Raw genomic sequence first — 14,789 nt, 5'->3', positions numbered from 1 at the left:
TGGTCAATACGGAAGCTTCCTTTGGACGGATTTGTGGAGTGTTGCTTTTTTGATCAAAACTCAACGTTGTCTATATAACCAATCGCTGTATTGATTGTGCCAAAAAGATATTTCACCCAATACCGGTGCAGGAGTAATTATTGGATCCAGCTTAAGACACCAAAAAAATAACAAACGACACGCAATAAAATAAAAAAGTATTACAAAGCGTTGTGAACCGAACGCCACAGCAATGTGGAAGTCTTGTGCTTATCAATAGTATTGAGGAAGCCGGTCATGTCTCTTACCCCTGAGCAAATTGACTTTGAATATCCCATACCCTCCTACCGTTTTGTGGTTGCCATTGATGATGAGAAAATCCCCTTTAGCAATGTGACTGGGCTGGACATAAAATATGGGGAGATGGAATACCGCGATGGTATCGGCAACTATTTTAAAATGCCGGGGCTCAGAGAGAAAGTGACCATAACCTTGCGTAAAGGCTTATTTCGCGGGTCGAATGGATTGTACGACTGGATCAGTACAATCTCTTTAAACAAGGTTGTAAAAAAAGACATCATGATTAGCCTGACCAACGAACAAGGAGACGAGTATCTGTGCTCCTTTAACGTGGCCAATGCATTTCCAACCGCGTTGTCATCGCCGGCACTGGATGCTAATAGTAATGAAGTTTCTATTCAGGAGCTTACTCTGACGGCCGACCGAGTGACGTATCAGGTGTATTGATATGCATAAACTTCATTTCTGAATTTTGAAATTTACCTTTTTGGTGAGGAAGTATCATGCCAGTCGCCGTATCTTATCCCGGAGTGTACATCGAAGAGCTAAACGGTGTGTCGATGTCAGTGTCGTCAAGCGCGACATCTGTCCCAGTATTTGCTGTCGTCGATACTAACCCGTTCTTCAAAAAAACCACTCGCATATCGTCCTGGATGGACTACCTGAATAAAAAAGTCCCCTCCAGTAGCGAGGTGCCTGTGCCGTTTGATCCGGAAGACATTCTGGACATTTCGATGAGAACCTACTTTGAAAATGGCGGTGGTTACTGTTTTCTGGTGCCGAAAGCTCAGTTGATTGCGGAAGTACCGAAGTTGATTGACGTTACGACGCTAGTATCAGCCGGTCAAAATATTGAGGGCGCTGTGAGTCAGTTGTGTGGCACGGGAAAATGCCTGTTTGCTATTGTGGATGGCCCAGATGAGGATCTCAGCCTCATAGAGGGGGATGATCCCGTATCCACATTATCAACAGAATACGCGGCAATCTACTATCCATGGTTGCTCGCTAGCTGGGCCCGGAAGCCAATTCCACCCAGCGCGGCTATGGCAGGTGTTTATTGCCGGGTTGACCTGACGAGGGGAGTCTGGAAGGCGCCGGCAAATGTCACCTTGAACGGAGGTGTTTTGCCCCAATTTCCGGTGACCGATGATTTACAAGGTCAATATACCAAAGGCGACGCAATCAACATGATTCGGGTATTCAACAAGGGGGGCACTACTGTCTGGGGCGCCAGGACACGCAAGGACGACGAGCTTTGGTGTTATATCCCGGTGCGTCGACTGTTCGATAGTGCGGAGCGCGATATAAGAATGGCAATGAAATCAGCCATGTTCGAACCCAATAGCCAGCCGACATGGGCGGAAGCCCGTGGCTCAATTGAAAACTACCTTTACGCTCTTTGGCAACAAGGAGCATTGGCAGGCAATCGGGCCGAAGAAGCTTACTTCGTGCAGGTAGGCAAAGATATTACGATGACTCAGACAGACATTGATCTAGGAAAGATGATTATCAAGGTAGGTATGGCTGCTGTGCGCCCTGCGGAATTTATCATCCTGCAATTCACTCAAGACATGGTTCAATAAAGGCGGTGCTGATTAGATGGCGCCGTACCTAGGCGCCACTTAATTTAACGCGGTATAGGATTGCATCATGGCAAACAATCAGCCGGGTGTTGTAGTCACCGTAAAAAATCTCTCTGCCCCACGTACTGAAACACGCAGCGCCGTTCCTATATTTATCGGTTATACGGAAAAAGGTGCAGCCTATACCTTGCAGCCAATCGATGATTTTACCGAATACCAGGAGTTTTTTGGCGGGGCACCTCACGTCGTCAATGAAGCTTCCAACGTGGGTGTTCTTTATTACGCCATAAAGCATTACTTTGATAATGACGGTAGTGGCGGATTTGTGTTGTCCTTGGGCACCTACGACACAGCCCTGAATATGAATGGAGCGCAGCTCCTGGTCGCACTGGGCGATCCGCGTATCGGCACGGCAATTGCGGGTCAACCAGCAATTACTTTAATTACGTTTCCCGATATGGTTTTACTGCCTGACGGTGCGCTGTCTTTGTGGCAAGAGGCTTGGCAGCTATTGTTGAATTTGTGCCAATGCCGAAGCGGTTTGTTCGCCCTGCTGGAGACCCCCGATGCCCCAGATAGCGCAGTCAACTGCGTAAGCACATTCACTGGAATGCACCGTGAATGGGGGGCCGCCTATTGGCCCCGGCTGGTGAGTGAGTATTACGAAGATGGTCGACCTGTCGTCGTACCGCCGTCGGCTGCTGTGGCCGCAGCGATTGAGCGGGTGGACAATTCCGCGGGTGTATGGACAGCACCTGCGAATGTAGTACTTTCCAAAGTTATAGACACGACGCAGTCCTACCTATGGGTCAATGACAAACTGGTCAATGGCAATGCGTCATTCAATCTTATCCGTAGTTTTCCTGGAAGAGGGGTACGTGTATGGGGTTGTCGAACGCTCTCAGCGGAAGCCAATTCACCTTCACGCTACGTCCAGGTTCGGCGTTTACTCTCATACATTGAGAGTAACGCAAGCCGTTTAGCCAGGATGTTTGTATTCGAAAACAATAGCGAAATAACCTGGTACAAAGTGAAAGGGCAGGTATCCAACTGGCTAAATATGCTATGGGTAGAAGGAGGCCTGTTCGGCGCTGAAGAAGAACAGGCGTTTAGTGTTAAATTGGGACTTGATGAAACGATGACCGAGGAGGATGTTCGTGCCGGCATCATGATAATGCACATACGGCTTGCCCCTCTATATCCCGCGGAGTTTATCGAGCTCAGCTTGCAGTTTGATATGTCCACCGATAGAAGCATGTAGGAATATCTAGTGTAAGAGAGGGTGCTATGGACCTACTATTTGAGCCGATGCCAACTTCGCGTTTTATAACGACTTTCATTTTTGATGGGCTCTTTCCCAGCCCATTGGATATAGCCTTTCAGAGTATCTCGGGGCTGACGCGTGAACTGAGTGTGACGCAACATAGCGAGGGTGGGGAGAACATACGGAACACTTACTTTGCGAACAAGATCAACCATGGCTCCTTAATACTGGAACGGGGCGTAATGACGGTTACTCCGTTGACGGTAGTGTTCGATCAGGTCATGCAGGGCCAGCTTCTGGTGTACGTCGATGTCGTCATCTTACTATTGAATCATCTGGGAATGCCGGTGTGTAGCTGGACCATAAGCAACGCGTTACCGGTGCGTTGGCAAACTGCAAATCTGGACGCCAGTGCCAACAGTATCATGGTCAATACGTTGGAGTTGAAATATCAGAATATGCGTTGGAGAGGGATTAAAGCATGACCATAGAAATCAGAGAGCTGGTGATCCAGGCCAAAGTAGTAACCTCCAATATGGAGAAGTCAATTATACCGGTTCGCAGCATCGCTAAAGAGAAAGTCGATGAGGCCCGCATGATTGAAATGGTTACGAAACGGGTAATCGATAAACTGCGCGAAGAAGAGGGGTGGATGCGGTGACTCCAACTCTATATAACCAGGCACTGACTAAGCTGACGATTACTGCCTATTCTGACCGGGATTTGACGAAAGAAGTCGGAATGATACGGGCGAGGTTCAATCCGGATTCCCTGCAGTTAAGCTACGCGACGACATACAGTTCAGAAGATTTTATAAACGATACCGTGCTGAGTAATAACTATACTAAAACCGAGCCCGGCGACTTGGCGCTGGATCTTGTTTACGATGATCGCATGGGCAAAGGTGGTGCATCGATTGAAAATCAACTCACTGCACTACGCCAACTTTGCTATACCGTCGATCCAAGTCGTGGAGAACCTCGGTTCTTGAAGGTTCAATGGGGTAATATGCGTTGGGCGCGCAATGGCTACTTTGCAGGGCGTATGACAGCATTGTCTTTTCACTATAGTTTGTTTGACCGCGACGGAACCCCGTTACACGCTACCGCAAGTTTGACGATAAAGGCCGATGAAAGTATTGGAAAACAAGAGGCAGAACAAAATCTGTTGTCTCCCCCGGGGCTAGTAATCTCCGTCCCTGCCGGCCCAACAAATTTAGCACTGATGGCAGCTACTGCCAGCACTTTTCTAGTCGGCGGGATTAACTACCTTGACTTGGCGTGGAGTAACGATCTCGATAATTTAGATGATACCAAACCTGGGGAGACTTTGGTGGCGCCCGCTCAAAGTGGAGAGCAAAGCTGATGCCTACTCTTAAGATAGTAGCTGGGGCTGATGCCAGGGAATTAACGACATTACAGCCTATATGGCTCTCGACGGCTCAGCGGGTAAATACCATTCCTGCGGCGACGCTTCTGCTTTCGGTAGAAGGGAACGCATTGAAAACATTGAGTCACTGTGATGAAGAGGTTGCCCTGTGCAAGCCGGGTAATGATATTACTATTGACATTGAGAGGGGAGGTCAATCGGAACGGTTGTTTGATGGGGTTGTCGTTGAGCAAAGTCTAAAGCTGCTTGAAACCAGTGCCCGGTTAGAGCTGGTTATTAAACACCGTTTGGCACTATTGGATAGTACGTGTGCTTCCAGGGTATTCAGTGATGAAAGCGCCAAAAATATTATCAACACCCTTTTGGATGAGCAGGGCTTGAAGTGCGTCAACCAGGCAGAAATGAACACTAAACAAGAACAGCTTGTACAATATTGTTGCTCTAATTGGTTGTATGTGCGCCGGTTAGTTGATGAGAGCGCGGCGTGGCTTTTACCCGACTTTGAAGAAGTCCGAATCGTGATGCCTACATTAGGTGGAGCGCCAGATCACACGTTAGATAACGAAGCAAACCGTCAGTTCGATTCTGATACCGGTAAAGCATCGATTTTTGAGGCGAATTGGAGCTTTGACGACCGTTACCAGCCGGAGGAGTTATGGCTGTCAGCGTGGGATATTGCAAATCAAGATATCATTGTTGCTATGGCAACACCGGAAAATCTGGGTAAAGACGCATTGAATCCAGCGTCGCAGAAACCGCTAAGCAAGGCAACCTGGGTGATCGGCAGCAGCACTTCAGTGACACAGGAAAAACTGAATGGCCTGGCTCAGAGCACCTTACAACATTTGCAAGACGCGGGAGTTCTAGGGGAGTTTCAGGTGCGTGGTTCGACGGGCTATAAGCTCGGGCAAACATTGGCGCTGTCGAATTTTGGCAAGGGGTTTGACGGTTCCGGAATTATTACGGCGGTGTCCCACACTGTTGATAAAGAATCATGGAAGACAGTCATCTCTCTTGGAATGAAAGGGGGGAGCAGTGCAATGACACCTCTTCCTACCGTAAGAGGCTTGCAAGTAGGTGTAGTTGCTGAGTTTCAGGATGACCCGTATGGCCTGAACCGGGTGCGTGTTTCGTTACCGGCGTTGGGGGATGACAATAATATCGTATGGGCTCGATTGGCTATGCCATATGCCAGCGGCGATGGTGGGTTTAATTTTTATCCCAATGAAGGAGATGAAGTGGTGGTAGGCTTTTTTAATGATGACCCCTGTTTTCCTGCCATCATCGGCTCCGTGTACAACCCGATAAACGAACCGCTAGTCAAAGCTAACAAAGAGAACAATCTAAAAGGTATCGCCTTTAACAATAGAAGAATGCAAATTCAGTTTGATACAGAGTCGGAGTCCGCGCTGCTCAATGCGAAGGCAGGCGTGGAAGTAGCAGCCGACGAAATTAAATTGACCACCAAGTAGTACTTGAAGTTGAGTGCCGTGGAGGATGTCATGAACGATACCCTGGAGAAAGTATATGGACGTGGTTGGGCATTTCCTCCTGTATTTTCTCCGGGCAAGGGGGTCGCGATGGTCTCCGGCTCGGAGGATGTCCAGCAGAGCTTGATTATTCTATTCAGTACGCTGCCGGGTGAGCGCATTATGCGGCAGGACTACGGATGTGACTTGAATAAACTTATGTTCGCTAATATTAATGCGGGACTGACAGCAGAAATAGAGTCACAGATTTATGATAGTGTTCTCACCTGTGAACCCCGAGCCGAGGTGACGTCAATTACTATTGATCACTCTCCCAATGCCCTCAGCACATTGCTCGTGCAGGTGGTTTATCGCTTGCGAGGCAGCGATGTCTCGCAAAAGCTCACCACTCAGTTGGATATCGGTAATGGCAGGAGTTTATTTATATGATGTCACCAATTGTGGTCAATGGCGATGAGCTAACGTTTGAATCTATGTTTGGCGATCGCCAGGTCACGATCATAGAACCGGCTGTTATCTCAGGAAGTGGAGACGTGACTGTCGCCAATAAGAAGGTGTGCATCGTGGGTGATGAGGAAAAGGTTGAGCTTAAGGCTACGTATACTACCTCGATTTATACAACTATGGGGACGGGTACAGTGACCATCAGCAGGTTAAATAGCGACCAGCAAGCTTCGAACTGTACAAATGGTGCCGCATTGATAACGAAGGGCTCAAAATTCGATGCTCTTTTTACACCCGACTCTCCTGCTTCGTTACCTGGTCCACCATTAACAGTTGATTCAAAAGCTCCGAGCCAAGGAAAAGGAGAGTTTGGTACAGCACAGGATTTTGCCACAGCAGGTAGTCCTTGATATGTCGAACGAACGACTGTTGAGTAGCCAGTCCAGACAGATTGAGTTTTAACCTGGTGAATCAGACGTTTGTGATGAGTTTTGCAGGTGTTGATTTAAAAGACTTTTTTGTCACGTTAAGTGCAGGCGCTCTATGTAATGAGACAAGGAACGAGTCAGTCGGCGACCTATTAGATATAGGATGAATTACAATGACCAATACATCCGCATTAGAAGAACTCTTGTCGGGTCTGGTGGCTACCAAAGGTTTTGAGTTGGACAACCGGACGATCCAGACAAATTTGGAATTTATCGAGCAGTATACTCAATACATTCCTTATCTGTCCGAGGTTGCTCAAGTTTCTAGTGACGCGTCGTTGACATGGAGGAGTATCTTTTTCACTGGGGAGGATAACCCTGCGAAGCTGGCTGAAATCTATCGGAACAGAGCATTGGCTGGCGGTACGCTGTGGCCGCAGGAAGCGCTACTCCTAGCATTTCTGGAAGTATTGGAAACGCCTCGTGCATTGTTAAATTACTTGCCTTTTGCTCACCGCGAACTTTATTACCGGCAACTATTGGGGTTAAGTGAACGGCCTGCCGAGCCCGCGAGAGTCGCTCTGTCATTTCTGCTATCAACCAAACTGACTGAGCTTTTGATACCCGCAGGAACGCTTTTTCCCGCCGGGCAGGATAGACAGGGTGCAAAAATACAATATGCGCTCGATAGCGATCTACTGGCCAATCAGGCTCAGTGGACTGACTTGCGCTGGTGCTGGAGGCCCAAAGCAGATGGGGTTGCCAAGTCATTCATTGCTTACGAAAAGCCGCAACAACCTTGGCCGGAAACGGGGCTTCGCCTTTTTAGCGAGAACGACCAGGATCAAGATATTCTGATTGGGCGCATTGTAATCTCATCACTGCTTGAAGAGCCGGGCGCTGAAAAATTTTATGTAACGTTCTCGCAGGCGATTACTACCCAGGTCGTGGCCCAAGTGAGCAGCGGCGACCACTGGTTGTCATTGCTGTTTGACAAGAAAGATTCCTCCAATACCGAGTTTACATTTTTGTTGGCTCCGGCTGATGTCGGGGCCATCAGCGCACCTATGGATTTAGATGGGTTAACCTTTGAGTTACCAGTGCTCAGGTTGGCTTGTAATGATGAGGAGGATCAAAGCGGTTTACCGGTTATCAAGCAGTTGGGAGTTAATTCAACAGCGGTGAACAATCCGCAACAATATATATTAACACCCTTCGGTTACAGTACCGCTTCGCAGCCCGTCGCAGAAGCACAGTTGTATTTGGGGTTTTCTGCGATACAACCACAACAGACGCTATCGCTTTTCTGGCAATTGACGGGGGCCAAAGAGTTGAGCATCGTCTGGCAGTATCTGAATTCGAGTAATCAATGGGCATTACTGGATGCCACTGTCATAGATGAGACGACGGGGTTGTTTCGCAGTGGTTTATGGTCAACCATTCTTCCGAGTGACGCCAGCGTAAGCTCCCCCAGTATGCCGTCTGGACGTTATTGGTTGCGTGCGCTCATGGAAGATTCGGGAGTGTCGCTATCCGGTGTATCGGACTATCCATTTGTTGTGGGGTTGGTGACCAATGGCATGACCGCCACCATGCAAAACCCGGCACTCCTCGATCCAACCATCTTGGCTCAACCGTTATCGGCCGATAGCATCAGCCAGCCTTTAACCAGTATTGCCGGACTGTCCAAAACGCTACAACCCTGGGATTCGTGGGGTGGGCGGCCACAAGAAACCACCGAAGCGTTTTTCGAGCGATCAGCGCAACGGCTCGATCATCGAAACAGAGTGCTCACTTGGCAAGATATGGTGGCGATACTCAAGGCTGGATTCAAAGCGGTATTCGATGTGGCGATCCCTGCCAGCATCAACCAAACAATGGTTCCCGCGCAGCGAGTGCAACGCTTGATCGTGATTCCGTTGAACGCCGAGAAAGACAATGCCGATGTGTTACGTCCACAGTTGAATCAGGCGCGACTGAATGAGATGGCCAATTACCTGGAGCGACTTGCGTCACCGTGGCAAAGCATTGCCGTCGAAAATCCGAACTATAGAGATGTTCGAATCGTCTATGAGGTGCGTTTTCATGGTTGGATGAATCCAGATTACGGTTATCGAGAGTTACGCCTGGCACTGGAGCAATACTATATGCCGTGGGCTGGATCCCAGGTAGGCGGTGTAAAACTGGCGAACAGTCTGGACTATTACGATGTGGTCGCTCAGATACAACAGCAAACCTACGTTGATTATGTGGCTAGCCTGACGCTGGATGGCGCTCGGAAACCGATTCAGGGCAACGATGATGAAGTGTTGATTCTTGTTTGGCCGATTGAGGGTGGTGGGAATCATTTGCAGGGCAGCGCAGATCATGAGTAAAAATGATGCTCTATTTCCAATCGTCAAAAACTACATTGAGTTTGAGTCATTGCTGGTGCAGGCAATGCGTGCAATCGAGGCGTATTCCAGCACGAGTTGGAGCAATACCGACGAGCATGATCCAGGCATTACATTGTTGCAGGCTCTTTGCTACAACACCTCTGATGTGGCTTATCGCACGTCGCTACCATTGACAGATTTGCTGACCCCGGCACCTCAAGATCAGAAGGACGATGGTGGTATCTTTCCGACGGAATTTGGTCCGCAGAGGGCATTGACCTGCGGGCCAGTTTCGGTGGATGACTATCGTCGCGCCTTGCTGGACCTGACCTGGGCTGACGGAGCAGGCGCTTATTTCTGTTTTGATAATGTCTATTTAGTTCGCGAGCCTGAAGAAGCTCGTTACCACTATTGGTATAATGTTGACCAGCGTGTGTACAGTTTCGTAGAGCCAGAGGAAGACGACTCAATAGAAATGTCCCTGCTTGGTAATTGTTTTCTTTACTTGCAAGCAACGCGCGAATCCGAGATGAATAAGCAGCCGGCGCAGGCAGTATTGGATGCCTATTTACGTGATCATCGTAATCTGGGGGAGGCAATCAGTCGTATTATCTGGCTGGTACCTAAAGATGTGATGGTGAAGATGGAAATCGAATTGCAGGACAATGTGGACGCCAGCACCTCCTTTGCCGCGATTCTTGCGGATATATATACCGTGACAAACCGGTATATTACGCCGCCGGTCAATCGTTATTCCACTCAAGAGTTACAGGATCAGGGTTTTAATAATGAGCAAATCTATCAGGGTCCTTACTTACTGAATGGATGGATTCCGCAACTGCCCCCCGCACTCGACTATGAACAACCTGCCACTGTCAATTTGGCGCGGCTGGTCAATGGGCTGTTAGCCATTGACGGAGTCAAAAACATTCGAACTTTAGGCACGGAGCAAAGTACGACTGATAATCCGTGGGAGTGGACCGCCGACGCAGCCGGTGGTTACCCTCGTCTGTGGGGGGCCGATCCTATTGCGGAATTGGCCAGCGACACCGTGGTGCGATTGATTGCCCATGGTATCGACTGCACTGCCACGATCAAGGAAATTGAAGATCACTTGACTATTGTTCCCAAAGTACTCAATCCGCCGGTTACATTGCCTTATGGCCGCTGGCGCAACCCCGCTGTCTATCACCCCGTAACTGATAAATTACCTCCGTGCTATGGTCTGTTGCAGCTGCCGGCAACACCCAGTCAAATACAATTTCATCAATTTATCTTGCCGTTTGAGCAGTTGCTCGCCAATGGCTGTAAACAGCTGGAGCTATTACCCAATCTGTTAGCCTTTGATCGCGCAAAAAACGATATTGTATGGGGTGAACAATGGCCCTTCACAGAACCCAGCATCAGTGATTTTATTTTTAGAGATTATTCACCTGCGATCAAAAACTACTTGCAGGAGTGCAGTGCGGATATGGACAAGGAACTGTCCTATATTGACTACTTACTCGGCTACTTTAATGGCAAGGTAGCCCCGAGAGTCTTCACTATCGCACCATCGCTCTTTATGGAGTCGCAACAAGGTTACCTTTCTGAGAATACGAAGCTCACGTATCAGCGCGCTAATATCAGAATTGATAAAGTGTCGGCACTGCAACAACGTATTGCTGCGCGTCTTGGCATCGGCGGCGCAGAAATTTTTAATGAAAATGCCCCCTTGGATAAACTGCCATTTTACATAGTCGAACATCGAGCTCTTCTGCCAGTGTATCCGGACCCTAGCTACAATGACTTGCAAATCCCCGAAGAGTTGGAGAGCGATGGAGATTACTTAACGGTGGTGATGCCAGAAACCAGTGTGGCACCGTTGAAAGTTGGTCAGCTGATAAACTTTATACTGGCTAAAGATGGCATCGAGCAAACAATCCGCGCTTTGATGATTGCGCGTGTCAACAGTGATGAGCATAGCTTCTCGGTGGGCATTACAACAAACGCAGAACTGCAGCGCAACCTGGCGGAAATTCTGGATCCGGCCAATACCGTTCAATGGCAGAATTGCCCGGTATGGTTGGAGGACATGAATTACCCTTTAGTTTACGACGCCGATCAAAGTGGTCTTCTATCCTCCGATCAGAGACGCCTGACTTCGTCGCCCCAGAGTCCATATCCTGCAATGGTACAGGAGGAGGATGAACTGACGATTAAATACCGTATTTCCGCCGATCTTCCAACGGATGCACCCAATACAACAACCGAACTCAAGGTGAAAGTCGTGAAGGCGGACAACATTGCCAGCACGTTGGTGGTGGAAAAATTAAGCGGAGGAGAATTCCCGGCAGCAGATCGGACTCGGGGTTACTTCTGGTATTTCGATAGTGAAAGTCACGCCACCCGCGACCGATTCTCTTTTATCGTGAGTGTGGTATTCGAGCGTGATCAGTTGAATCAGTTGACCAGCGATATTAACGCAACCAATGCCTGGATGAGGAACACTATTCTTGAGGAGTTCCCCTCCTATATCTCCATGATGATGCATTGGCTGCCGGATGATCAGTTTAAAAACTTTGCTTACACGTATAACACTTGGCAAAACAGTGGCGCCCCTTTGGGGGATGCTTCCTATAGCTTAATGCGCATGCTGACCTTGGGTTGTATACCCTCGTCGTTGACCGGCATTGGCGCAATGCATATTGCCACCGATGAACAACGGAGTCAGGTAGTGGGGGAAAATGATGATGAATGGAACAGTTCGGTCATTGTGGAGGATGAGTTGTTTTATGTTCCTCCGAATGCTTTGGATTCAGAGTGAAGTGTGATTATAGAGCGATTCGCCGCAACGCAGGTAAGGACATGTCTGTCCGTTTTAAACTTGCCGTCGGCGTAGAGGTTTAAATCTGCTAGCGAGGAATCGATCATGACCAAGAAAAAAACAGCGGAAACTGTCGGTAAAAAAGTCACCAAAAAGACACTGCCCGATGCTGGCGCGGAGGCCGCAACGCTTGCAAAAAATACGCCAAATGCACTAATTGCCAGCACGCCAACCAGTAGTGCAGGTACTACTCGGCTAAAAAAAACCGGTAAAACAATCGATACCGTCCTCATGGCCGAGGGCGGCACCATCCCCAATGCCGCCAACTTTGTCGGCCCGCCTACTGCAGACCTAAAAGAGAAATTTAGTGCGCAGAAGATCCCACTGCAAACCAATTTCTCTGACCTGATCGATGTGGCTGATTGTGGTCGTAAAGCAGTGGGCTTGAGTCCAGGCCAACTGGGAGGGACTGGACTAGGCATGCAGTTGGATGCCGAGAGTAGATTGGCCGTAATAGCGGGACCAGGAATTAACGTCGACAGCGCTGGAGTCAGTGTGGATATTCCCACCATACTACCCTCCGGTATGATCATGATGTTCCACGGAGCCAATATTCCACAGGGCTGGGTTCTTTGCGATGGCGCAAATGGTACTCCGGATTTACGGGACCGTTTTATTCTCGGTGGCACTATCGCGGATAGTGGCTCCAGTAATTCGAAAGTGACCGGAGCAGTGACCGCTAAGTCCTTTCTTGCAAACACTAGCTCAGTTACTCCAGCCGTTATCGTAAATATTCATGACAGGGTGTTGAATGAGGAGCAATTGCCAAGCCATAAACATCTAGGTGGTATACAGCTGAAAGAAGATGGCAGTCCACCAGACGTTACGCATTATTCGTATAAAGTGGAAAACAACGATAGAGTTAAAGGTACTATAGATACAGATAATGTTGACTGGAACAGAGACCGATCAAGACTAGCATGGACATCGAATGTGGGTGGTAATAAAGGGCATAACCATACCAATGATGCTTCCCAAACTCCACATAATCATTCTATAAATGTTGTACCTCCGTATTGTATTTTGGCATTTATTATGAAGGTGTAATGGTTGGCACATTATGCGGTTTATAATTGTAAATAACCAGCTGCAGTAACGGAAGCCTTTTATCATATACAGCTCACCGTGACTCGGTAGTGGTGAGTATTTGGTCTGCGATTAAAGGAGGTTAGAGTGATTGCCGTTTATTCAACCTCAGCGCATCGTTTGGATCGCCTACGTATTTGTTTAGGTATGCCCCAATGCCATGCTGATCGTTTATCCGACAAGTGCAGTAGCTTATTTGACCGACGATTGCGCACACTAATCTCCGATGTGTTGGATAGAGTGCACCAGAAGTATCCCGCCTTGCAGGTAACGGAAACGTTGATTTTAGACTTGGGTGAGCTTCCGCTGGTCGACTTTGAAAAAACCTTCTGCCAGCGTTTGGAGGAGCTGTTGTTGCTGCGGTTACTAAGTTATGGCGGGCGCGCAGGTCCGCCTACTGTGGAGACTGTAGTTTCAAAGACTCGATCCGATAATATGGAACAGTTTAGTCACTATTTGAACCATGGTTACTGGCCAACAGCTGAACATCGACCCAACACGAACGCGCTGGACATCTGGCTGCTCGAAGAGTTGGTGAAGCAACCGCAACGCGGTTTGCCAATCCTGGCCAGCCATTGCCTGCATTTCCATAATCTGTGGCGTTTGTACCGATCTCTGCAACCGGCAACCCTGACTCGTTTATGCCTCTATCTGGTAGATTTACAAAGCATCACTGAACCAGTGACGCCGGGAGCGCTGCGGCTCTGTGCATTGCGCTATTTTCAACTACACCCGCAATGCACTGTGCCGATGCTGCGACAGGATGAACCGGCTTTTACACCAGATGGTGATGAACAAATGCTGGTGATATTGTTCAGCGACTATGATGCAACACCTCCGGCGTTAACGACCCGATTGCAGACGTTGTGGCAGAAATCATCAGTGCGAGGCGTCCTCAAACGTCACTTGACTGCTAACACGTACAAGCGGTTACAGTCTAGGCTCAATCCTGTGGGGAATAGCAAGCGTGATAACAGCAGCAATAGCAACACGGTCAATTGTCATCGCGCCGTTGACTTGACACCCATCAGCGTCAGCAACGGCGGTATCACATTGCTGTGGCCGCTGTTGTCAGGATTATTCGAACAACTGGGTTTAATGGAAAAATCCAAATTTATTCACCATCAAGCTCAAGTCGATGCAGTCTGCTGGCTGGATGAATTGATTTGGGCTGACGGCAAATATGACGAATGGCGCATGCCCCTGAATAAACTGCTCTGTGGTTTGCCACTGGATGCGCCGCTGGAGTGGACTCAACCCGATACTCATGCCGTTGAGGTGATGCAGCGGTGGTTATCGGCGTTACCTCAACGCTTGCCGGCCTGGAAACATTTCGGGGGGGCGGATATTCGCCAATTGTATTTACAGCGTTCGGCATGGTTGGTGCCTGGTCATGAAGATTTTACCTTGTACATTGAGCCGCAGGTATATGACGTACTGCTAGCCGATTGGCCATGGCCGACAGGAATGTTGATGCTACCCTGGTTGATAAAACCGCTGATCATTCATTGGAGTGCGCCGCCTGTCGAGTAATGAAATGATGTGCCATGAGTAGTAACTAAATACTCACTAAGCTGAAGATGGC

General features: G+C 48.7%; 13 protein-coding genes. All 13 read left to right on the top strand.

Annotated elements, in window-relative coordinates; all coding sequences use genetic code 11:
• The first annotated feature begins 276 nt into the window (after nt 1-276).
• The 13 genes from CRO75_RS24420 (at nt 277) to CRO75_RS32650 (ending at nt 14,737) form a co-directional block, all read left to right on the top strand.
• A complete protein-coding gene (locus CRO75_RS24420) occupies nt 277-726 on the top strand; it encodes a phage tail protein (RefSeq protein ID WP_097138763.1) in 450 nt (149 codons plus the stop codon).
• A 56-nt stretch (nt 727-782) separates the two neighbouring features.
• Complete coding sequence (locus CRO75_RS24415) at nt 783-1,862, top strand: phage tail sheath C-terminal domain-containing protein (protein ID WP_097138761.1); 1,080 nt, start codon at nt 783-785, stop codon at nt 1,860-1,862.
• Between the two features lie 67 nt (nt 1,863-1,929).
• Complete coding sequence (locus CRO75_RS24410; RefSeq protein ID WP_097138759.1) at nt 1,930-3,123, top strand: phage tail sheath subtilisin-like domain-containing protein; 1,194 nt, start codon at nt 1,930-1,932, stop codon at nt 3,121-3,123.
• 26 nt (nt 3,124-3,149) lie between these two features.
• A complete protein-coding gene (locus CRO75_RS24405) occupies nt 3,150-3,611 on the top strand; it encodes a phage tail protein (protein ID WP_097138757.1) in 462 nt (153 codons plus the stop codon).
• A complete protein-coding gene (locus tag CRO75_RS24400) occupies nt 3,608-3,787 on the top strand; it encodes a DUF5908 family protein (RefSeq protein ID WP_097138755.1) in 180 nt (59 codons plus the stop codon). Before CRO75_RS24405 ends, CRO75_RS24400 begins: the two co-directional genes overlap by 4 nt.
• Nucleotides 3,775-4,491: a hypothetical protein gene (locus CRO75_RS32660; protein WP_143504047.1), complete on the top strand. Its 717-nt coding sequence runs from the start codon at nt 3,775-3,777 to the stop codon at nt 4,489-4,491. Before CRO75_RS24400 ends, CRO75_RS32660 begins: the two co-directional genes overlap by 13 nt.
• A complete protein-coding gene (locus tag CRO75_RS24395; RefSeq protein WP_097138754.1) occupies nt 4,491-5,987 on the top strand; it encodes a phage baseplate assembly protein V in 1,497 nt (498 codons plus the stop codon). Before CRO75_RS32660 ends, CRO75_RS24395 begins: the two co-directional genes overlap by 1 nt.
• Nucleotides 5,988-6,017: 30 nt before the next feature.
• Nucleotides 6,018-6,434 carry a GPW/gp25 family protein gene (locus tag CRO75_RS24390; RefSeq protein WP_097138752.1) on the top strand — a complete coding sequence of 139 codons (417 nt, stop codon included), beginning with the start codon at nt 6,018-6,020 and terminating at the stop codon, nt 6,432-6,434.
• Nucleotides 6,431-6,859, top strand: a complete 429-nt coding sequence (locus tag CRO75_RS24385) for a hypothetical protein (RefSeq protein WP_097138749.1) — start codon at nt 6,431-6,433, stop codon at nt 6,857-6,859. The genes CRO75_RS24390 and CRO75_RS24385 overlap by 4 nt, the downstream gene beginning before the upstream one ends.
• A gap of 191 nt (nt 6,860-7,050) precedes the next feature.
• A complete protein-coding gene (locus CRO75_RS24380; protein WP_097138747.1) occupies nt 7,051-9,252 on the top strand; it encodes a hypothetical protein in 2,202 nt (733 codons plus the stop codon).
• Complete coding sequence (locus CRO75_RS24375; protein WP_097138745.1) at nt 9,245-12,058, top strand: hypothetical protein; 2,814 nt, start codon at nt 9,245-9,247, stop codon at nt 12,056-12,058. Before CRO75_RS24380 ends, CRO75_RS24375 begins: the two co-directional genes overlap by 8 nt.
• Before the next feature lie 105 nt (nt 12,059-12,163).
• Nucleotides 12,164-13,165 (top strand): tail fiber protein, encoded by a 1,002-nt coding sequence (locus tag CRO75_RS33150; RefSeq protein ID WP_204856413.1) that lies wholly within the window; start codon nt 12,164-12,166, stop codon nt 13,163-13,165.
• A 126-nt stretch (nt 13,166-13,291) separates the two neighbouring features.
• A complete protein-coding gene (locus tag CRO75_RS32650) occupies nt 13,292-14,737 on the top strand; it encodes a contractile injection system tape measure protein (protein ID WP_143504044.1) in 1,446 nt (481 codons plus the stop codon).
• Nucleotides 14,738-14,789: the final 52 nt, after the last annotated feature.

Origin of the sequence: Pseudomonas sp. LAMO17WK12:I10 (assembly GCF_900215185.1) — a bacterium.
GTDB lineage: Bacteria > Pseudomonadota > Gammaproteobacteria > Pseudomonadales > Pseudomonadaceae > Aquipseudomonas > Aquipseudomonas chlororaphis.
The sequence above is the reverse complement of the archived record's forward strand: the minus strand, read 5'-3'. Positions and strand labels throughout refer to the sequence as shown.